This is a genomic window from Planomonospora sp. ID67723 (genome assembly GCF_015711605.1).
GTDB lineage: Bacteria > Actinomycetota > Actinomycetes > Streptosporangiales > Streptosporangiaceae > Planomonospora_A.
Genome location: NZ_JABTEZ010000003.1, coordinates 215036 through 234413 on the forward strand (window position 1 = coordinate 215036; position 19378 = coordinate 234413).

The following is a 19378-nucleotide window of genomic DNA, read 5'->3' on the forward strand; positions in this document are numbered from 1 at the left end:
CCTCTCCGGCGTCACCGCAGGGTGTACCGGAGGGTGATCCCGTCGATCTCGGCGGCGGGGCCGTCCGCGAGGACGCGTACGGTGTCTCCCCTGAGGTCGATCATGACCACCTCTTTCCTGTCCTTGCCTCGGGGGCGGACGGCGAGGAGGTTCCGCTCGCCCAGCCAGCCGCCGAAGACCGCCCCTTTTGCGATCGGCACCGTGGCCTTCTTCGCTCCGGTTACGTAGTCCCATAGGCAGACATTCCCTGATTTATCTGGACATATCGTTGTGACCACCGCGCCCACCGAAGTGACCGCCACGTCGTCCGGGGTCGCCTCGCCGACCGAGCGCAGGGTGCGGACGAGCGTGCCGTCCAGGTTCCTGACGTCCACCGACCCGCCGGGCGCCCGCTGGACCACCGTGGTCCCGTCGGGCCCCCACGCGTACGGACGAGGACCGTCGCCGTCGTCGGCGACCCGCACGAGGCGCGCGCGGCGCGAGGCCGCGTCCACGATCACGAAGCCCGCGTCCCGCCCGACCTCCTCCCACCCCACCGTCTCCAGGACGGTCAGCAGCAGCCGGGAGCCGTCGGGCGACCAGCGCGGGAAGCGGGTCTGCTCCGGCCGCCGGACCGTCTGGACCGTGGTCTCCTGCCCGCTGCTCCGATCGACGATCCGGATCCGGTCGAAGTCGGAGAAGTCAGCCTTGATCTCCGGACTGATCGCGACGTACGAGCCGCCGGGGGAGACGACGGCGTGGTGCCGCCCGCCGAGCCTCTCGAAGGCGTCCCCGCCGGTGGCCCTGACGTGCGAGGGGCCCCAGGCCGGATACTCCCGGTTGTCCTGGTAGGAGGTGACCCGCCAGGGGTCTCTGCGGTCCTCCCGCAGGGTGATACCGGTTCCGGGGATCCGCACCGCGGTCGTCGCCACGGGGGCCATCGTCCCCGAGGCCCTTCGCTGCTCGGAGGGGCTCGCCGTACTCCCTCCCGCCGGCCCGGCGCCGACCGGTGCCTCCTCCGCCCGCGCCAGGTAGACGCCGAACCCGGAGGCGACCGCGAGCGTCACGGCGGCGAGCCCGGCGGCCGTCCTCCGCCGGCCTGCGGACGGCGTGCCACCGGCCGACGGCGGAGGGATCGTGTCCTCCTCCCGGCGCCCGGTGCGTCCTCCGGCCCGGGCCCGCCCCTCTGCCAGCAGCAGCCGCGGCGGCACGGGGTGGCCGAGCAGCCGGAGCAGCGCGGCCGTGGCGGTCGGCCGTACGGCGGGATTCTTGGCCAGGCATTCCAGGACCAGCTCCCGCAGTTGCCCGTCCAGCCCGCCCAGCTGCGGCTCGCCGGACAGGATCCGATGGATCAGCGCGGGCATCGGGCCCGTCCCGAACGGAGGGCTCCCCGTCGCCGCACAGGTCACCGTGGCCGCCCAGGCGAACATGTCGGAGGCCGCGCCGCTCCCCGACCCGCTGAACTGCTCGGGCGCCATGTACGGCGGAGTGCCGACGACATGCTCGGCGGCCGCGGCCGTGGAGTCCGCCGCCTGGGCGATCCCGAAGTCGATCACCCGGGGGCCGTCCCTGGGCAGCAGCACGTTGGCGGGCTTGAAGTCCCGGTGGACCACGCCCGCCTGGTGGATCGCGGACAGCGCGGTCAGGGTGCCGATCGCCAGCCTGCGCAGCTCGGCGCCCCGCAACGCGCCGCGCTCGGAGATCACCCGGGCGAGGGTGGGGCCGTCGACGTACTCGCTCACGATGTACGGCGCGCCGTCGAATTCGCCGTGCTCCAGCACCTGCGCCGTGCAGAACGCCTTCACCCGCAGGGCCAGCTCGATCTCCCGGTCGAACTCGGCGGCGGTGGGGCCGCGGGCGCCCGAGCGCAGCAGCTTGACCGCGACCGGGTCCCCGGAGGGGGAGACGGCGAGGTAGACGACGCCCTGCCCGCCCGCGCCGAGCCTGCCGGTGATCCGGTAGGCGCCGATCCGAGAGGGGTCGCCGGCCGGCGGCGGATCGACCGGCATCAGGAGACCCGCCTGCGGGTGAAGCTCAGGGCGGCCCCGTCCTTCCCGCCCTTGAGGTCGGCGAGCACGCGATGCGTGCCGCCGACGAAGTCGATCACCTGGATCTGGCGGTTCTTCCCGGCGCGCTTCTGCACCAGCAGATGGTTCTCGTTGAACCAGCCGAGGAGCGCCGTCACGTCGGTGCCGGGGACGGTGTGGCGGCGGTTGCCGGTCACCGTGTCCCACACGCAGATGTCCTTCCCCTTGGGGCAGATGGTGGAGAAGAGCTTTCCGGAGGGGGAGAACCAGTTCGTCCCCCGGGGGTCGCCGACCCAGTGCATGGTCCGGACGATCTGTCCCTGGAGGTTGTAGAAGTCGGCGCCGGACTTCTCGCCGTCGAAGTAGCGGCGGGCGACCGACCCGTCGGGGGCGAAGGTGAAGGGGTTGACCTCGCTGCCCACCACCTCCGTCACCACGAGTGTGGACTTCCGCGCGGTCACGTCCACGATCACGAAGCCGCCGATCACCTTCTTGTCCGGCTGGTGGACCGAGAGCAGCACCTTGGAACCGTCCGCCGACCACACCGGGACGAAGGTCTGGAACGGCTTGCGCACCGTCGGCACGGTGAAGGTCTCGCCGGTCGCGACTTTGGTGATCTTCAGGTAGTCGGTGTCCGACTGGTTGAACTTCAGGTAGGGACTGAGCGCCACCAGCTCCTGGTCCGGGGAGAGAGCCGGCTCCATCCCGCTGTCCACCGTACGGAAGCCGTGCTTGCCCTTGTCCCGGGCGAAGGTGGTGAGCGGGCTCCCGACCATGGTGTAGGCGCCGAGCCCGGTCGGGTCCTTCGGGTGCTCGTGCAGCGTGACTCCGACGTCGGGCAGGGTGACGTCCTCGGAGGTCTTCTCCACCTCCTCCAGCGGGGAGAGCACGGTGTCCGGGCCGCTCGCGGCGGGCGGGGCGGAGGGCAGCAGCTCTCCGGCCGGAGTCGCGGAAGAGGTCGCGGGGGCGGTGATCGAGGCCACGGGAACGGATGTGGCGAGATACACGCCGCCCCCGGAGAGCAGGGCGATCGCCGTCGCGGCCGCGCCGAGGAGCAGCGGCCGGCTCCGCCGCACCGGGCGGACGGCGGGCGGGGGCGGGCCGAGGTCGGAGGTGAGCAGCTCGCCGACCAGTTTGAGCAGGACGTCGCTCGCGGCGGGGCGGGCGTCCGGGTCCTTGGCCAGGCCGGCCGCGACGACGCCCTTCAGGTCTTCGGGGAGCATGCTCAGGTCGGGGTCGCCGTGCAGGATGCGGTTGACGGTGCCGGCCATCGACCCGTCGTCGAAGGGGGAGCGGCCGGTCGCGGCGAACGCCAGGGTCGCGGCCCAGGCGAAGAGGTCGGCCGGGGGCGCGGGAGCGGCCCCGTGCAGCAGCTCGGGGGCGGTGAAGGCCGGGACGCCGACCCGGCGGGTCTCGGTGGCGGCGGTGGCCGAGATCGCCCTGGCCACCCCGAAATTGATCACTCGGGGCCCGTCCGGGCCCAGCACCACGTTGTCCGGGCGGATGTCCCCGTGGGCCGTCCCCGCCTGGTGGAGGGCGACCAGCGCCGTCATCGTGCCGACCGCCAGCCGGTGCAGCGCGGCCCCCTGGAGCGTGCCCCCGGAGGCGACCGCCTCCTTGAGCGTGGGGCCGTCGATGTACTCGCTCACGATGTACGGCCGGCCGTCCGCGACCCCGCTGTCCAGGATCTCGGCGGTGCAGAACGCCGAGGCTTCGCGCAGCGGCGCGATCGCGTCGAGGACCTGCTCCCGGCCGAGGTCGGGGGGGAGCAGCCGGACGACGACCCGGTCGCCGGACGGGGAGCGCGCGAGGTAGACCGTGTCCCCGAGTCGCGCGACGATCTCGTACCCGTCCACGCGGCCGGGGTCCCCCGGTCCGATCGGCCCGATTTCCGGCATGACGGTTCCCCCCTGAAGCTGCCGTTTGCGGATCATCAATTATGCGGATTAATGGGGGCAAATAGCAGTATTTTCACCAATGTGATCGGATCCACTGGCCGTCGCCGGCCTGCCGGCGCCCGCCGGTGAAGATCGTCCTCGTCGCCTAGGATGGGGCCCGCGACCCGTCACGGCCCTCGCCCTGCGGTGACGCGGTCGCCGATGACGCGTCTTCGGAGGTATCCGCATGCCGGTCGAGCTGAACCACACCATCGTCGCCGCCCGCGACAAGAAGGCGTCCGCCGACTTCCTGGCCGCCGTCCTGGGACTCGAGGTCGGCCCGCCGTACGGTCCGTTCCTCCCCGTCGAGACGGCCAACGGGGTGACCCTGGACTTCATGGACGCCGGCGACGGGCCGATCATCTCCCAGCACTACGCCTTCCTCGTCTCCGAGGAGGAGTTCGACGAGATCTTCGCGCGGATCCGGGAGGCCGGGATCACCTACTACGCCGACCCTGGCCACCGTCGGCCCGGCGAGTTCAACCGCCACGACGGCGGGCGCGGGCTCTACTTCGAGGACCCCGACCGGCACAACCTGGAGATCATCACCCGCCCGTACGGCAGCGGCGGGTGACGGGGGTCAGGGGACCGGTCGGGCCGCCACCGGGCGGCGTTCGAGGACGATCACCGCGGTCAGCAGGGCCACCAGCACGGCGAGCTGCGCCAGAGCGGACCACAGCCCGAGGACGACGGTGACCGGCGCGGCCGCCGCGCCCACCGCCCGGAGCCGGTTGCCCGCGATGCCGAGCACCCGGCGGAACCACGCGCTGCCCGCCAGGAACAGGGTGACGCCCGCGGCGAGCGTCACGGCGGCGCTGAGCTTCAGCGGGTCGACCGGGTGGCCGATCACCTTCTTGACCCCGGCGGCGACCGCGACGATGCCGAGCAGCATCGGGATGTGCGCGTAGAAGTAGGCGCCGAGGACCAGCCGGGTGCGCCGCACCGGCTCGCTCCCGGCCAGGGCGTGCTCGGCGTGGGTCTCGTCGTCGCCGCCGAAGTAGATCCACCACAGGCCCGCGGCCAGGGCCAGGCCCAGCACCGCGGTCAGACCCAGGGCGAAGCCGACCGGCAGACCTTGGGCGCCGATCCCGAGTGCCACGATCGACTCGCCGAGCGCCACGATCACCAGCAGCCCGTGCCGCTCGACGATGTGTTCGGGCTTGAGCTGGAAGCCCTTCTGGCCGATGAAGTACGGGCTGCCCCACAGCAGCAGCACGGCCGCGCCCCACAGCAGATAGTTGTAGGGCGGGTCGAGCAGGCTCGCCACGCCGATCAGCGCCACCCCGCCGAGGTTGAACGGGACCACCCGGGCGAAGGCGGCGGTCGCCTGGAGGTACAGGCCCGCGTGGACGAGGATCAGCAGCAGGTAGCCGGCCGCGAAGGCCATGCCGCCGTCGTCGAACGCCGACGGGATCGCCAGCGCCACGATCAGGAACCCGGCCATGCCCAGCAGGATCAGCACCCGCCGGGCGGGCCGTACCGGGGGGATGGCGTTGGTCAGCCAGGCGTAGCCCGCGTACATCCACCAGATGACGCCGAACACCAGCAGCACCTGGAGGACGCTGATCGGTTCTCCGTCCCGGATGCCGTCGGCGATCAGTTGTGTGAGCTGGGTGACGGTGAAGACGAAGACCAGGTCGAAGAAGAGCTCGAGCGTGGAGACGCGCAGTTCGGTCTCGGGGGGCGCGGGTTCAGCCCGCTCGGCGAACCAGCCGGGAAGACGCATGGCGCACATTGTGTCGGCGAGATCGGCGCCTGCGCACCGGATATCGCTATCTGAGAAACGATCTCATGAAATATCCCCATATATCCCCGTAGACACGGGTGAGGGGCGGGTCGCCGGTCCCGGGCTGCCCCGAACCGCCCTTCTGGGTCAGCCGTCCGCCGGGGTGTCCTTCTGCTTGGCGACGAGGGTGTCGCCGCGTTTGCCGGGAGGGGGCTGCTCGGCCGTTCCCCGGCGACGGGCCCGGGGGCGGGCGGGGAACTCGGCGGTGTCCGCGCCGCTCTCCCCGTTCCCCGGTGATCCGCCTGCCGGGGCCCCGTCCTCCGGGCCGCCGCTCTTCGGGTCCGGACCCTTCGGGGAGGCCGTGCCGGGGCCCGCCGCGTCCGCACGCGATGCGGGGTCGCCCGAGACGGGTGCGGCCGACTCCGGCTCGCGCAGCGAGGCCAGGACGTCGTCGGCCTCGGAGTCGGCCGCGAAGTCCTCGGCCGCCTCGGCGTCGCGCCGTTTGATCACCACCATGTGGTCGACCGAGAGCCGCCCGGCCCCGTTGACGGCCAGCATGATCGAGGCGGCGCCGAGCGCCACGACCAAACTGATCTCGCCCCCGGTCAGCGGCAGGCCGCGATCGCCGTTGGCGATCGCGAACACCGCGAGGGCCTCGGCGAACAGCAGCAGGCCGCAGACGGGTACGGCGAGCCCGGCCACCAGCAGGGCGCCGCCGAGGAGCTCCATCAGCATCGTTGTCCCGGCCCAGAGCTCGGGGACGGGTGCGCCCAGCGTGGCGAACTGGTCGCCGGTCGCGTCCAGGCCCGCCTTCAGCTTGCTCCAGCCGTTGGCGAAGAAGATGCCGCCGACTCCCAGCCTGGCGGCCAGCGCGGCGATGTCGCGGAGGGATTGTCGCACGGCTCCTCATTCTGGCCCGGTTCACCGCCCTTGCCCATAGCCGGAGCAGGACCGGGCAAACCCGTCAGTCCGGATCGTTCCGGTCGGTGGAGCGCCGGGGCACCAGGAAGGCCACGGCGGCGATGGCGCCCAGCAGCAGCACGCTCACCACGATCGAGGAGTGCAGTCCGGCGACGAACGCGAGCCGGGCCTCCTGCAGCAGCGCGGCCCCGGGGACACCGCCGATCTCGTCCGCCACGTGCGCGGCGGCGGCGAGCGACTGGCGGGCCTGGGCCATCGACTCGGCGGAGACGCCCGCCACGGGCGGCACGGCGGGCGCGTAGACGGCGGTGGTGATCGTGCCCAGCACCGCGACGCCGAGTCCGGCGCCGAGCTCGTAGGCGGTCTCCTCGACCGCGGCGGCTCCGCCCGCGCGGGCCTCGGAGGTCGAGGACATGATCGTGTCGGAGGCGGCCAGCAGCGCGACCTGGATGCCGAAGCCGATGCCGACGAAGCAGAGTGTGAGCTCCAGCCCGTGCCGCTCGGTGCCCCAGGCCAGCGTGGGAGCGAGGGACAGGGCGGTCAGCGCCAGCCCGCCGCCCATCGTGGCGCGCAGCCCGAACCGGCGCAGCAGGTGCGCTCCCGCCAGGCCGCCGGCCACCGAGGCGGCCATCAGCGGCAGCATGCGGACGGCGGCCCCGGGCGGGCTGTCGCCGAGCACGAGCTGCAGGTACTGGGCGAGCATGAGCTGGAGCCCGACGAGGGCGAAGACGGTGAGCAGCACCGCCGCCACCCCGACGCAGAACGCCCGCCGCCGGAACAGCCCGAGGTCCAGCAGGGGGAAGGCGAGCCGCCGCTGCCTGCGTGCGAACCAGGCCAGCAGTCCCGCGCCGCCCAGGAACATGACGATCCCGCCCGGATGCCCCGATCCCGCCTCCTTCAGACCGGAGGCGAGGGCGAGGATGCCGAGGACCGACAGCAGGGCGCTGGGCGCGTCCCAGGGGTGCCCGGCGCGCTCGCGGGACTCGGGCAGGATCCGCGCCGCGGCCGGCAGCAGGACCAGCAGGATCGGCACGTTGATCAGGAAGACGGCGCCCCACCAGAAGTGCTCGACGAGCAGGCCCCCGACCAGCGGCCCGGCCGCCGCTCCGGCCGCCGCGACCGCGCTCCACACGCCCAGCGCGATCGCCCGCTCCCGCCGGTCGGTGAAGACCTGCCGGATGATGGAGAGCGTGGCGGGCATGATCATGGCGCCGCCGAGGCCGAGGAGCGCCCGTGCGGCGATGAGCGCCGACGGGCTCGGCGCGAACGCGGCCGCGGCCGAGGCGACCCCGAACACCAGGTAGCCGATCAGCACCAGGCGCCTGCGCCCGTAGCGGTCGCCGAGCGTGCCGAAGGTCAGCAGCAGCGGGGCGACCACCAGGGAGTAGACGTCGATGATCCACAGCAGTTGCACCGAGCTCGGTTCGAGCGCGGCCGTGAGCGCGGGGACGGCGATGTGCAGCACGGTGGCGTCCACCGTGATCAGCAACAGGCTGAGGCAGAGCAGGACGAGGACCGACCAGCGGCCGGTCCCGTACGGATGCGTGCCGACCGCTGCGCGCCTGACGCCGGTCGCGGTCTCCACGGTGGTCATAGGCCGCCTGCGGGGGTGTCGGCCTGGATGAACATGCGTGGCAGCTTAGGCCAAAACGAGGAGCGGACGGAGAGGGATTGGAGGATCGATTCGCGGTGGTATGCGCGTCGCCGTACCCGGATCACCGACCTCTCTAGAGAGATAGACCCCTGTATCGGGCATCTAGGCAAACGGTGATCTCGCACCGACCATTGCGGTCGTGGGAGCCGGCGCGGGGCTCGCGGGCAGCCGCGCCGGCCGGTGCGAGCGCCGTGAGCGCCGTGATGAGGTCGCCGTGATGGACCAGTGCGAGGGCCGTGAGCCGCAGTGATCAGTCGGTGTGAGGTTCGTGAGTCGCCGTGGTGAGCGGCTGCGACGAGAGGGACCCCGCAGCGGTCCCGTTCCCGCCGGAACCGGGCAGCGCGCGTGAATGGTGCGCGGTGGCGGTCGCCCGGCTGGGCAGGGACCAGCCCGAGGCCGCTCTGGAGGCCGCCCGGCGGGCGGTGGAGGGCGATCCCCGGTCCGGGGCGGAGGACGCGGCCGAGTGGGGGTACCGCATCGCCAGCCTCGCCTTCGAGAGGCTCGGCCGGGACGCGGAGTCCGTGGCCGCCGCGGAGGAGGCCGTACGGCTGGCGCCGGGCTCCTGGGCCGCGCGGCTGCGCCTGGGCACGGCCCTGCGCCGGATCCCCGGGCGCTGGAAGGAGGCCTGGGCCCAGGCCGGGCGGGCCGTGCGCTACGCCCCCGAGGAGCCCGGCCCGCACGTGCTCGTCGGCGACCTGTCACTCCTGCGCGGGGAGTACCGGCAGGCCAGGAACGCCTACCGGCAGGCGCTGCACCGCGTGGACGACCATCCCGGCGCGCGGATCAACCTGGGCCTGACGTTCCTGCGCTGGGAACGATCCAGGGGGCACCACGATCCGGCCTGGCCGGTCGACCCGCGCGCGACCGGGCGGGCGCGGCGCGCGCTGGAGGTGTGGTCCCGGCAGGTCCGGGTCCTGCTCGCGGCGGCGCTCCTGGCGGTCGCCACCGCCGTCGCCGCCGGCCCGAGCCTGGTCGGAGAGGCCAGAACCGGCGGGGGAGCGGTGCTCGCCGCGGTCCTGGCGATCACCCTCCGCCAGGCCCACCGGGTCAGGCTCTGGTCCTACGTCCCCGCCATGCTCGTCCGTGACGTGTGGCTCGCCGTCGGCGTCTCGGTCACCCTGGTGGCGGTCGCGACCTACGTCGCGGCGCTCGCCACCCTTCCCGGCGCCGCGACCACGCTCGCCTCCGGCTCCCCGGCGGAGCTCGCGCGGAGCCCGTGGTCGGTCCCGGCAGGCCTGGTGCTCTTCAACGGGGCCGCCGTGCTCGTCGTGCGCACGCTGACCGAGGCCTGGCGGGGACGGCCGGTCAGGGCGCTGGCCGAGTTCGCCGCGGCGGGCGGGGACCGAACGGCCCGGCGCGACACCGACGTGACGCTCTGGCTGGTGGCGGTCCGGGCCTGGTCGGCGTTGGCCGCGGTCGCGGGGGCCGCCCTGATCCTGTCGGACTCCCGGTGGGCGCTCCCGGCGCTCGCCGTGCCGGGCGCACTGCGCTGGGCGCACGACAGGGCGGGACGGGCCTCCGGCGGGCACCGGGGGCCGGCCGGGGACCGCTGGCTCACCGGTGTGACGGCCCTGCTCGTCGCGGCTTCGCTCGCGCTCGGCGCGGCGGCGGCCGTACGGGCTCTGGAACTCCCCGATCGGTTCGACCGCTGGGCGTGGCAGGCGGGGATCGGGGCCCTGGTGACGGTGGTGGCCGCCTACGTCATCAGGTCGGCCCGGGCGTGGTGGCGGGGTGCGCCCGGGCCGTGGCGGGGCTCGCTGGTCATGTGCGAGAACTGCGGCCGCGGCCTGCCCGGCGACGTGGGGCCGCCGGTCGGGCTCAGCGGGCAGGTGCGCCAGGCCCTCACCGGTGCGCGCGGGGTGGTGCTCGCCTACGCCGACCAGACGGGGCCGCGGGCGCTGGCCGTCGGCTCGGTCGGCTCGGTGGGACCGGGCGGGGAGCTCCGCCTGATCGCCGCCGACGACGCCTGGCGGGCGGCGGAGCGCGACCCGAGGGTGGCGGTGTTCGTCAGCGACCCGCTGGACCGGCGTTTCTGGGCCGAGGTACGCGGCATCGCGATCGCCGACGCCGAGGCCGACGTGCTCCGGGTCACCCCCAAGCACGTCGTGGTCGGCGAGTATCCCGGACGCCACCAGGGCCGGGTGCGCCCGCGGGACGGCAGGCCCTCGCGCTGAGAGGCGGCGGAGGGCGTGCCGGGTGCCCCGGCGGAGTCGGCCGCCCGCCCGGCGGGAGGCGGCCGATCCGGCGCGAACGTCACCGGCCGGAGGGCTGACTCGCCGGTGACATTCCCATTCACGGGATTCGCCCGATCCCACACGGTTACCGGATTGTTCCGCAGGGACGGCGTGGCGCACCGCGCGGGCACGCCCAAATCCCCTCCCGGTGCGGTATAACCGGGGGCGGACCGGGGAGGCGGGATGCGGGACTCCGACAGGGCCAGGCCGGCCGGGCGGGCGGCGGCACGGGAACTGTTCGAACAAGTACGGACGCGCTACTTCCACCTTGCCCCCGCGCTGCGTCGGTTGATCTACGTCGCGGTCCTGCTCACCGCGATCGTCCTGGCCACGGCGCTGAGCTGGGACCCGATCACCACGCTCCTCCTGACGGGCGCGCTGCTCGGCTTCACGGCGCTGACGCTGCGCTTCCCCCGCGCCGCCGCCACCGCGCTGGTCCTGGCCGCCTGGGTGCTGCCGTCACCGATCCTCACCGGCGTGTACGGCGGGCAGTCGCTCGTTCTCGGCATGCTCCTGCTCCTGGGCGTGGCCGTGGCGGGGGCCGCCCACCTCATCCGCTGGGTCCCGCCCTGGCTGACCACGCTGGCGGCGCTGCTCCCCGCCGGGGTGACGATCTTCGTGATGGCCTTCCTCGCGCCCGCCGCCGGCATGTGGGCGGGATACGCCGTGGCCGGCGCGGTGCTGGTCTACCGTTTCGTCCAGGCCCGTCAGGCCAGGACGACGCTGACCGTGCGGGAGCAGCCGGTCAGGGTCCGGATCCAGGAGGGCGGGCAGCCGTCCCCGGCGACCGGCGGCAGGTCCGCGCCGCCGCCGATCTCGGTGGAGGAGGCGCTCGGAGAACTGGACGCCATGATCGGCCTGGCCCCGGTCAAGGAGCAGGTCCGCTCCATCGCGGCCTCGATCGAGGCCTCCCGCCTGCGCAAGGAGGCGGGATACTCCACCGAGCCGCCGATGGGCCACTTCGTGTTCGTCGGCCCGCCCGGCACCGGCAAGACCAGCGTGGCCAGGACCGTCGCGAAGATCTTCTATGCCTTCGGCCTGCTGGAGACGCCCTACGTGGTGGAGGCGCAGCGCGCCGACCTCGTCGGGGAGTTCCTCGGGGCCACCGCGATCAAGACGAACGAGCTGATCGACCGGGCGCTGGGCGGGGTCCTCTTCATCGACGAGGCCTACAGCCTGATCAACTCCGGTGACGGCCAGCCCGACCGGTTCGGGGCGGAGGCCGTGCAGACCCTGCTCAAGCGGGCCGAGGACGACCGCGACCGGCTGATCGTCATCCTGGCCGGATACGAGAAGGAGATGACCTCCTTCCTGGCCTCCAACCCCGGCCTGTCCAGCAGGTTCGCCACCCGGGTCCGCTTCCCCGGATACGCCCCGGGCGAGCTGCTGGAGATCACCGAGCTGCTGCAGCGGCGGCGCGGCGACCGGATGTCCGACGACGCCCGGCCCGCGCTCCTGGCCAGGTTCGACGACGTCCACCGCCGCGGTCTCGTCGACGAGCTGGGCAACGCCCGGTTCGTCCGCAGCCTGGTGGAGGCCACCGCGCAGGCGCGCGACGTGCGGGTGGTCGGCGCGGGCGGCTCGCCCACCGCCGAGGACCTGGTGACCACCACCGCGCCGGACGTGGCGAAGGCGTTCGACGAGCTCACCGCCCGTTACCGCGGCTACCAGGCCACGCCGAGCCTGCAGGAGGCCCTCGCCGACCTCGACCGGATGGCCGGCCTGGAGCCGGTCAAGCGCCAGGTGCACGCGATCGCCGCCCAGCTGCGGGTGGCCAGGATGCGCCAGGAGCGCGGCCTGCCCACCCCGCCGCAGATGCGGCACTTCGTCTTCACCGGGCCGCCGGGCACCGGCAAGACCACCGTCGCGCGCATCCTCGGCCGCATCTTCGCCGCGCTGGGCCTGCTCTCCCGCCCGGACGTGGTGGAGGCGCAGCGCGCCGATCTGGTCGGCCAGCACCTCGGGGCCACCGCGATCAAGACGAACGAGCTGGTGGACCGGGCGCTGGGCGGGGTCCTCTTCATCGACGAGGCCTACAGCCTGGTCAACAGCGGATACGCCGGAGGCGACGCGTTCGGCTCCGAGGCCGTGCAGACCCTGCTCAAGCGGGCCGAGGACGACCGCGACCGACTGGTGATCATCCTGGCCGGATACGAGCGGGAGACGGCCGCGTTCCTGTCCAGCAACCCCGGTCTGGCCAGCCGGTTCAACCAGCGGGTGCGGTTCCCCTCCTACACGCCGGGCGAGCTGGCCGAGATCGCCGAGTTGCTCGCCGAGACCTCGGGGGACGGTTTCGACGACGACGCACGCCAGGACCTGGCCGAGGTCTTCACCTGGGTCTGCGAGGACGGGCTGATCGACGGCCTGGGCAACGGCCGCTTCGCCCGCTCGCTGTTCGAGCGTGCCGCGATGCGCCGCGACGTGCGTCTGGCCGCCCTGGGCGGCACCGCCAGCGCCGCCGACCTGACCACGATCACCAGCGCCGACGTGCGGGCCGCGGTGGACGAGCTCTCCGGTCGCTGAACCCGCCGTGCCGGTTCCGGCCGCGGGCGGGAAGTGTCGGTCCCGGGGTATAGGAACGCACCATGACGATCTCGGTGACCTGGCCCCAGGTGCTCGCGTGGCGGTTGAAACGGCAGTTCGCAGATCCGGTGGCCGGGGCGGACGCGGTCTCGGTGGTCAGGCGGCTGACCGGGGTGCAGGCCCAGGTGGCGTCATCGGCCGAGCTCGCGGTCGCCGTACGGCAGGCGCGGCCCCGGCGCGGCGAGGTCGGCGAGGCCCTGTGGCGGGAGCGCACACTGGTCAAGACCTGGACGGCGCGCGGCACGCTCCACCTCGTCCCGGCCGACGAGCTGGCCTGCTACGCCGCGGTCCTCGGCTCGTTCCGCACCTGGGACAAGGGGTCGTGGCAGCGGGGGCACGGCGTGACCGCGGCGGAGGTCGCGGCCATCCTCGACGCCGTCCCCCGGGCGCTCGCGGGCCGGACCCTCACCCGGGAGGAACTGGTCGAGGGCGTTCTCGAGGTCACCGGCGACGTCCACCTGCAGGAGGCGCTCGCCTCGGGCTGGGGCGCGCTGCTCAAACCGCTCAGTTTCCTCGGCGAGCTCTGCTACGGCCCGCCGCGCGAGGGCCGGGTCACCTTCGTCAGCCCCCGCGACTGGGTGCCCGGCTGGCCGCCCGCGCTGCCCTCGGCGGAGGAGGGCGGCCTGACCCTGGTCCGCTCCTTCCTCGGCGCGCACGGTCCCGGCGCTCCCGAGACCTTCGACTCCTGGCTCTACCGGGGCGCCGCCCGCAAGGCGACACTGCGCGGCTGGTTCCGCGACCTCACCCCCGAGCTGGCCGAGGTCGAGGTGGAGGGCCGCCCCATGGTCCTGCTCGCCGAGCACCTCGACGACCTGGCCGCGACGGCGCCCGCCACCGGCGTGCACCTGCTGCCTGGGTTCGACCAGTACATCCTGGGTGCTCCCCGCGACCTCGAACCCCTGCTGCCCAAGGAGGTCAAGGCCAAGGTCAGCCGCGCGGCCGGGTGGGTCTCGCCGGTGGTGGTCCATCGCGGCCGGGTGGCCGGGGTCTGGGAGGCCAAGGACGGTGAGATCATCCTCGATCTGTTCGAGGACGTGCCGTCCGCAGCGCTGAGAGCCGAGACCGAGCGCGTCGCGGGGCTTCTCGGACAGGGCGCCGGTCACGGCGCCGCCCGGTGAACCTCCGCCGGCAGCCGGGCGTATGCCGAGACCACAGGTGAGCTCCCGATTCTGCGCCAGGCGAGGACCAGGCGGCTCGGCGTTCCGGCGGGCAGGGGGAGGGACGGCCCGGCGGAGCCGTCAGAGACGGAAGCGGACCGTGTCCCCCGGGCGGAGCTGGGCGGCACGCGGCAGATCCGCGGGAGTCAGGACGGCGATGACGGGGTAGCCGCCGGTCGGCGGGTGGTCGGCGAGGAACACGATCGGCTGCCCGTCCGGCGGCACCTGCAGGGCCCCGGCGACCACGCCCTCGCTCGGCAGTTCCCCGCCCCTGACCCGCTCCAGCGCGGCCCCGCGCAGCCGCACGCCGACCCGGTTGCTGTCCTGGCTCACTTCGTACGGCCCCGCGCACAGGGCGGCCGTCGCCCCCGGGGCGAACCAGTCGTCCCGGGGGCCGGGGAGGACCCGCAGCACGCGGGAGGTGACAGGACGGGGCGGGGCCGCGTCCACCGTGATCTGCGGCAGGGTGAGGGCCGGGCCCACGGGCAGCAGCCGGCCGGGGGCGAGCGGGGCGGGACCGAGTCCCGAGAGCGAGTCCGTCGAGCGGCTGCCCAGGACCGGCGGCACGTCCACGCCGCCGCGGACCGCGAGATAGGTCCGCAGCCCGGCCGTGGGCGTCCCCAGCCGGACCCGTCCGCCGGCCGGCACCCAGAACGGCGCGCACATCCCCGCCCGCGTGTTCCGGAGGTGCTCCGCTCCCGGGTCCGGACGGGGCCCCGCCGGGCCCGGGAGGCGCCTCGGCGCGGAGCCGGGCACGAGCAGCTCGACGGGGCACGGAGCGCCCGTGACCGCGACCCACGCTCCGGCGGAGAACCCCAGGTGGCATCCGCCGAACGTCAGCTCGATCCCCGCCGCGCCCTCCGGGTTCCCCACGAGACGGTTGGCCAGCCGCAGGCTCGGCGCGTCGGCGGCGCCGGAACGGGGCACGCCGAGATGGCCGTACCCGGGGCGGCCCAGGTCCTGCACGGTGGCGTACGGCCCGGACGCGAGCACCTCGATCATGCGGTCGCCGGGCGTGGGAGGACACGGACGGACTCCCGCTGGGACTCCCGCCGGGGCGCGCGGCAGGGGAGGGGCGGCAGGACCGTCATCCGGGCACCGCCCGGAAGCGCACCCGGGTGCCGGGGGTCAGCACGGCGGGCGGATCGGCGGTCGCGTCCCACACCGGCAGCGGGGAGCGGCCCAGCAGCCGCCATCCGCCCGGCGAGGCCGCGGGGTAGACCGCGGAGTAGGGGCCGGCGATCGCCACCGCGCCGGCGGGCACCGAGGTCCGCGGCGTGGACAGCCGGGGCACGTGGAGCACCGGGTCCAGGCCGGTGAGATAGGCGAAGCCCGGGGCGAATCCCAGCCAGCCCGCCACGAGCTCCCTGCGGGTGTGCCGGTCGACCACCTCCTGCGGCGTCAGCCCGGTCAGCGCGGCCACCTCGGCGAGGTCGGCTCCGTCGTAGACCACCGGGACCGTCACGGTCCGCTCCGGCACGGAGGTCTCCGCGCCGGGGGCGCACGCCGCACGGGCGAGCAGGGACAGCAGCGAGCGGAGCCGGAGCGGGTCCGCGCCGGGCGCGACGACCAGCACGGTGGCGGGACCGGGAACGATCTCCGTCACGCCGGCCGGACGGTCGGCCCGCAGCAGCGCGTCCAGCCGGTGCGAGACCTCCAGCGCCCCGGTCTCCACCAGCAGGGCGTGCTCTCCGGCGCGCCGGATCACCGTGGTCTCCGGCTGGTCCGCTCCGGTCGCGCCGGTCACCGCGGGTCTCCGCCCGTCATGCGAAGGCCCTGACGGTCACCCCGGCCTGGGTGAGGCCCTCGCGGACCGCGCGCGCCAGCCGTACGGCGCCGGGGGTGTCGCCGTGCACGCAGATCGAGCGCGCCTCCACCGGAACCTGGGAGCCGTCGACGGCGGTCACGACCCGGGCGGTCGCCATGCGCACGGCCCGGGCCGCGACCGTGTCGGGATCGTGGAGCACCGCGCCGGGGGAGCGCCGGGGGACCAGGGCGCCGGCGGGGGTGTAGGCGCGGTCGGCGAAGGCCTCGGCGACGGTGGTGAGCCCCTCCCCGGCGGCGACCTCGTGGACGGCCGAGCCCGGCAGGCTGAGCACCGGCAGGCTCTGGTCGTAGTCGGCCACGGCCGCCACGACCGCCGCGGCCTGCTCGGGATCGCGGCAGATCCGGTTGTAGAGCGCGCCGTGCGGCTTGACGTAGGAGACCCGCCCGCCCATCGCCCTGGCGATGCCGTCCACCGCCGCCAGCTGGTAGAGCACCTCGGCGCACAGGTCCTCCGGGTCCATCTCCATCTCGCGGCGCCCGAACCCGGCGAGGTCCCGGTAGGAGACCTGGGCCCCGATGCTCACGCCCCGGTCGACCGCGGCGGCGCAGGTGCGGCGGATCGTGGCCGGATCGCCCGCGTGGAAGCCGCAGGCGACGTTCGCGCTGGTCACCACGTCGAGCAGGGCCTCGTCGTCACCCAGCCGCCAGATGCCGAAGCCCTCACCGAGGTCGGCGTTGAGGTCGATCTCCATGGCTCACCTACACCGGAGGTTCGTCGGGGATGTCGGCGATGTCGTCGAGGGCGGTGGCGAGCTCCTCCGGATCGTCGCCGATCCGCTCGGCGATCTCGATCAGCACGTGCAGCACCTCGTGCCGGTCGTGGCCGAGATCCAGCAGCCGCTGGGCGGCCTCCCACAACTGCGGCGGGTCACCCTCCCACAGGCGCGCGGCGATCTCCTCGTGCCAGGCCAGGTGCTCGTCGTAGTCGAACCGGTCGCGGTCGTCGCCGTGGTCGATCCCCAGCAGGACCCTGCGGTCGGTCTCGTCGGCGGGGTTGAGCAGGTCCAGCTTGACCTCGCCGTGCATGCCCTGCAGGAAGGGGAAGGCGAAGACCCGCCGGGCCAGGGCCGACAGGTCCCCGTCCGGCAGCAGCCGCTCCACCAGGTCGCGGTCGAGGCCGAAGGCCGTCGGATCGCGGTAGTTCTCGGCGAACTTGCCCGTCGCCTCCCAGATCCCGTCGAGCGTGGCCCGCAGGCCCTCGTCCGCCAGTCCGGTGCGGTGCGCGGCGAACCGGGCCCAGGCGGACAGGACGTACGGCACCGCCTCCTGCTCGGCCGGGCTCAGCATCACCTTGCGCGGCAGCCAGTCGAGCAGGAACGTCTCGCACTTGGTCGGGCTGATCCGCAGCGGGCGGCCGAAGTCCTGGTCGCAGCCGTAGTCGATGATGTGGTCGGCGCACCGGGAGGCCGCCGACGGGTCCGACAGCTGCTCGGCCGCCTCGGAGGAGAGGAACTCCGCGGCCAGCATCGCCCGGCGGTCACGGCTGTAGGGGGCCTCGCTGTGCAGGGGGGCCGGGCGCTTGCGGCCGGGCGGCAGCGCCTTGATCCGGGAGCGGGCGAACGCGTGGTAGGAGCTGTAGCTCTCGCTGACCGGGGCGATCGTCTTGCGGTCGCCGTACTCCGCCGTGGCCTTCATGGCCGACTCGAGCAGGGCCCTGGCCTGCTGCGGCTCGATCTCCTCGAATCGGAGCATCGCGTTGGCCTCGGCCTCGACCCGTGCCTGGTCCAGCAATCTGTCCACGTGCGAGGAGACCCACGCGTCGCGGGCGATGCCCCGCATGTTGTAGTCGACGACCACGACCAGGGCGTGCCGGTCCTCGCTGCTGTCGGCGCCCCGGTAGCCGAAGGTGCACACCACGGTGTCCTGGTCGCCGTAGGCGTCACGGGAGACGAAGCAGCCGGTCGGCTTCACCACGCCCAGCCGGTCGGCCCAGCGCGGCCTGGCCACGCCGCGCTCGATGAGCGCCAGCGCCGCGCCCTCGGCCTTGGCGGCCTGGCGTGCGGTGCCGAGGTAGGCGAGCGCGATCAGCAGGGTCAGCGCCGCGGGGGAGCCGGCCTTGGCCGCGTAATCGACCAGCCCTTCGCCGAGGACCTGCTCGGCGTCCCCGCGCCGCAGCCGCCGCCCCCACCAGGCGCCGACCATGTCGGAGACCATGAGCTCGGCGTCCAGAGGGCTGCGGACGGCCAGCAGCTCACGGGCGGCCAGCAGCATCTCGGAGAAAACCTCGTCCGGGGCCTGGCTTTCCCGGGGGTCCCTGCGGTGTCGGCGGCTCAAGCGGTTTCCTCCACCGGCCGCGTGACTGTCGTCTGCGGATCTTAGCCGGTCTCCGCAGGCGTTCTCCGTGATTTCAGGGCGGGAACCGCCCGGCGACGCCACATTGGTGTGACCGCCCGCTCCGGCCCGGCCCTCGCCGTCACGCGCGATCGGAGCAATCTTAGCCTCAGACTCCGTCCGCACGGATGAATCCGGAGGATTCCAGCGCTCGAGTAGGCCCGGCCGCACCGGATGGCGCCCCGCGCCGCTCCGCGGCCGGGTCCTCGCCGTGCACCGCTGCCGGGCTCTCTCCCGGGCCTCTCGGCCCGCAGCCCCGCGTCCCGGCGGCGGAGGACCCGGCGAGGAGCGCCGTCATCCCGGCGTCACCGGCAATCCCTGGAATCCCTGGAATCGCCGGGGTCGCCGGAATCCGTGGAATCGCCGGGGTCGCCGGGGTCGCCGGGGTCACTGTTGTCCCGTCGTGGCGTCACCTCAGGGATGTGGGATGTCACCTCAGGGATGCCACGGGTGGATGTCACCGGGGGACGTCACCGCAAACGCGTCATCGCAGGCCCCGCGGCGGCGGGGCGGAGTTGACGATGGCGAGGAGATGCTCGCGGGCGACGCGCTCTATCACCTCGGGTGTGGCCTCGACGCCGAGGTGCTCGGTGCAGGCGCGCACGTCGGCCACGCACCTGTCCACGGTCTCGAGAGGGACGGTGAGGAACTCGGCGGCCAGACGGGCGCACACGGGTTCGCGGAGCGTCGTCGTGGTGGTGGAACGGATGGCGAGAGCGGGCATGGATGTCACATTCCTCCGGGTTACCGGGGACATACCCCGGATGGGCGGCGAGGACGTGCGTTTTCATTCCACAACGTATCGCGCCTGTGTCAACCCTTCGATGGGGGTGAGGGAAAGCTGACCCCTGCCTTGACTCAAGACGGCTCGGCAAAAGTAAAAGAGGGCTCTCGAAGGGGAAGCCAAATCTGACGCGAGTCAGTATTCTGATCTTACTTGAGGCGTTGACCGGGACGAGGTGGGCGGTTGTCGGGACGGTCCAGCTCGATCCTGCTAGTGTC

General features: G+C 73.7%; 14 protein-coding genes. 4 read left to right on the forward strand and 10 right to left on the reverse strand.

Going from position 1 to position 19378, the window contains the following annotated elements; all coding sequences use genetic code 11:
* Nucleotides 1-11 precede the first annotated feature (11 nt).
* Together HS041_RS22735 and HS041_RS22740 are read right to left on the reverse strand one after the other, a co-directional pair.
* Nucleotides 12-1988: a protein kinase domain-containing protein gene (locus HS041_RS22735; RefSeq protein WP_196442834.1), complete on the reverse strand. Its 1977-nt coding sequence runs from the start codon at nucleotides 1986-1988 to the stop codon at nucleotides 12-14.
* A complete protein-coding gene (locus HS041_RS22740) occupies nucleotides 1988-3904 on the reverse strand; it encodes a protein kinase domain-containing protein (protein ID WP_196442835.1) in 1917 nt (638 codons plus the stop codon). The genes HS041_RS22735 and HS041_RS22740 overlap by 1 nt, the downstream gene beginning before the upstream one ends.
* Before the next feature lie 226 nt (nucleotides 3905-4130).
* Here HS041_RS22740 and HS041_RS22745 point away from each other — a divergent pair, with 226 nt between their 5' ends.
* Nucleotides 4131-4517: a VOC family protein gene (locus HS041_RS22745; protein WP_196442836.1), complete on the forward strand. Its 387-nt coding sequence runs from the start codon at nucleotides 4131-4133 to the stop codon at nucleotides 4515-4517.
* A 6-nt stretch (nucleotides 4518-4523) separates the two neighbouring features.
* Here the strand turns inward: HS041_RS22745 and HS041_RS22750 are convergent, their stop codons facing one another.
* The 3 genes from HS041_RS22750 to HS041_RS22760 form a co-directional block, all read right to left on the reverse strand.
* Nucleotides 4524-5669: a low temperature requirement protein A gene (locus tag HS041_RS22750; RefSeq protein ID WP_196442837.1), complete on the reverse strand. Its 1146-nt coding sequence runs from the start codon at nucleotides 5667-5669 to the stop codon at nucleotides 4524-4526.
* Nucleotides 5670-5816: 147 nt separating this feature from the next.
* On the reverse strand, nucleotides 5817-6569 hold the full coding sequence (locus HS041_RS22755; RefSeq protein WP_196442838.1) for a DoxX family protein: 753 nt from the start codon (nucleotides 6567-6569) through the stop codon (nucleotides 5817-5819).
* Nucleotides 6570-6633: 64 nt separating this feature from the next.
* On the reverse strand, nucleotides 6634-8184 hold the full coding sequence (locus HS041_RS22760) for an MFS transporter (protein WP_196442839.1): 1551 nt from the start codon (nucleotides 8182-8184) through the stop codon (nucleotides 6634-6636).
* A 341-nt stretch (nucleotides 8185-8525) separates the two neighbouring features.
* On the opposite strand from HS041_RS22760, the gene HS041_RS22765 reads away from it, so the two are divergent.
* The 3 genes from HS041_RS22765 to HS041_RS22775 all read left to right on the forward strand — a co-directional run bounded on the left by HS041_RS22765 (nucleotide 8526) and on the right by HS041_RS22775 (nucleotide 14179).
* Nucleotides 8526-10418: a hypothetical protein gene (locus HS041_RS22765; RefSeq protein WP_230879561.1), complete on the forward strand. Its 1893-nt coding sequence runs from the start codon at nucleotides 8526-8528 to the stop codon at nucleotides 10416-10418.
* Between the two features lie 243 nt (nucleotides 10419-10661).
* Complete coding sequence (locus HS041_RS22770) at nucleotides 10662-13001, forward strand: AAA family ATPase (protein ID WP_196442841.1); 2340 nt, start codon at nucleotides 10662-10664, stop codon at nucleotides 12999-13001.
* Between the two features lie 62 nt (nucleotides 13002-13063).
* Complete coding sequence (locus HS041_RS22775; protein ID WP_196442842.1) at nucleotides 13064-14179, forward strand: winged helix DNA-binding domain-containing protein; 1116 nt, start codon at nucleotides 13064-13066, stop codon at nucleotides 14177-14179.
* Between the two features lie 120 nt (nucleotides 14180-14299).
* On the opposite strand, the gene HS041_RS22780 is transcribed toward HS041_RS22775, so the two are convergent.
* The 5 genes from HS041_RS22780 to HS041_RS22800 form a co-directional block, all read right to left on the reverse strand.
* The gene (locus tag HS041_RS22780) at nucleotides 14300-15220 is read right to left on the reverse strand and encodes a 5-oxoprolinase subunit C family protein (protein WP_196442843.1); all 921 of its coding nucleotides are present in this window, start codon (nucleotides 15218-15220) and stop codon (nucleotides 14300-14302) included.
* Nucleotides 15221-15305: 85 nt separating this feature from the next.
* The gene (locus HS041_RS22785; protein ID WP_307845421.1) at nucleotides 15306-15965 is read right to left on the reverse strand and encodes a 5-oxoprolinase subunit B family protein; all 660 of its coding nucleotides are present in this window, start codon (nucleotides 15963-15965) and stop codon (nucleotides 15306-15308) included.
* A gap of 16 nt (nucleotides 15966-15981) precedes the next feature.
* Nucleotides 15982-16737, reverse strand: coding sequence for a LamB/YcsF family protein (locus HS041_RS22790; RefSeq protein ID WP_196442844.1), 756 nt, complete (start codon nucleotides 16735-16737; stop codon nucleotides 15982-15984).
* A 7-nt stretch (nucleotides 16738-16744) separates the two neighbouring features.
* Complete coding sequence (locus HS041_RS22795; RefSeq protein ID WP_196442845.1) at nucleotides 16745-18319, reverse strand: hypothetical protein; 1575 nt, start codon at nucleotides 18317-18319, stop codon at nucleotides 16745-16747.
* A gap of 541 nt (nucleotides 18320-18860) precedes the next feature.
* A complete protein-coding gene (locus HS041_RS22800; RefSeq protein ID WP_196442846.1) occupies nucleotides 18861-19100 on the reverse strand; it encodes a hypothetical protein in 240 nt (79 codons plus the stop codon).
* Nucleotides 19101-19378 lie beyond the last annotated feature (278 nt).

Coding starts and splice junctions, on each gene's coding strand:
- HS041_RS22790 (WP_196442844.1), bottom strand. CDS start 16,737: ATGGAGATCGACCTCAACGCCGACCTCGGTGAGGGCTTCGGCATCTGG.
- HS041_RS22770 (WP_196442841.1), top strand. CDS start 10,662: ATGCGGGACTCCGACAGGGCCAGGCCGGCCGGGCGGGCGGCGGCACGG.
- HS041_RS22745 (WP_196442836.1), top strand. CDS start 4,131: ATGCCGGTCGAGCTGAACCACACCATCGTCGCCGCCCGCGACAAGAAG.
- HS041_RS22780 (WP_196442843.1), bottom strand. CDS start 15,220: ATGATCGAGGTGCTCGCGTCCGGGCCGTACGCCACCGTGCAGGACCTG.
- HS041_RS22800 (WP_196442846.1), bottom strand. CDS start 19,100: ATGCCCGCTCTCGCCATCCGTTCCACCACCACGACGACGCTCCGCGAA.
- HS041_RS22740 (WP_196442835.1), bottom strand. CDS start 3,904: ATGCCGGAAATCGGGCCGATCGGACCGGGGGACCCCGGCCGCGTGGAC.
- HS041_RS22760 (WP_196442839.1), bottom strand. CDS start 8,184: ATGACCACCGTGGAGACCGCGACCGGCGTCAGGCGCGCAGCGGTCGGC.
- HS041_RS22750 (WP_196442837.1), bottom strand. CDS start 5,669: ATGCGTCTTCCCGGCTGGTTCGCCGAGCGGGCTGAACCCGCGCCCCCC.
- HS041_RS22775 (WP_196442842.1), top strand. CDS start 13,064: ATGACGATCTCGGTGACCTGGCCCCAGGTGCTCGCGTGGCGGTTGAAA.
- HS041_RS22735 (WP_196442834.1), bottom strand. CDS start 1,988: ATGCCGGTCGATCCGCCGCCGGCCGGCGACCCCTCTCGGATCGGCGCC.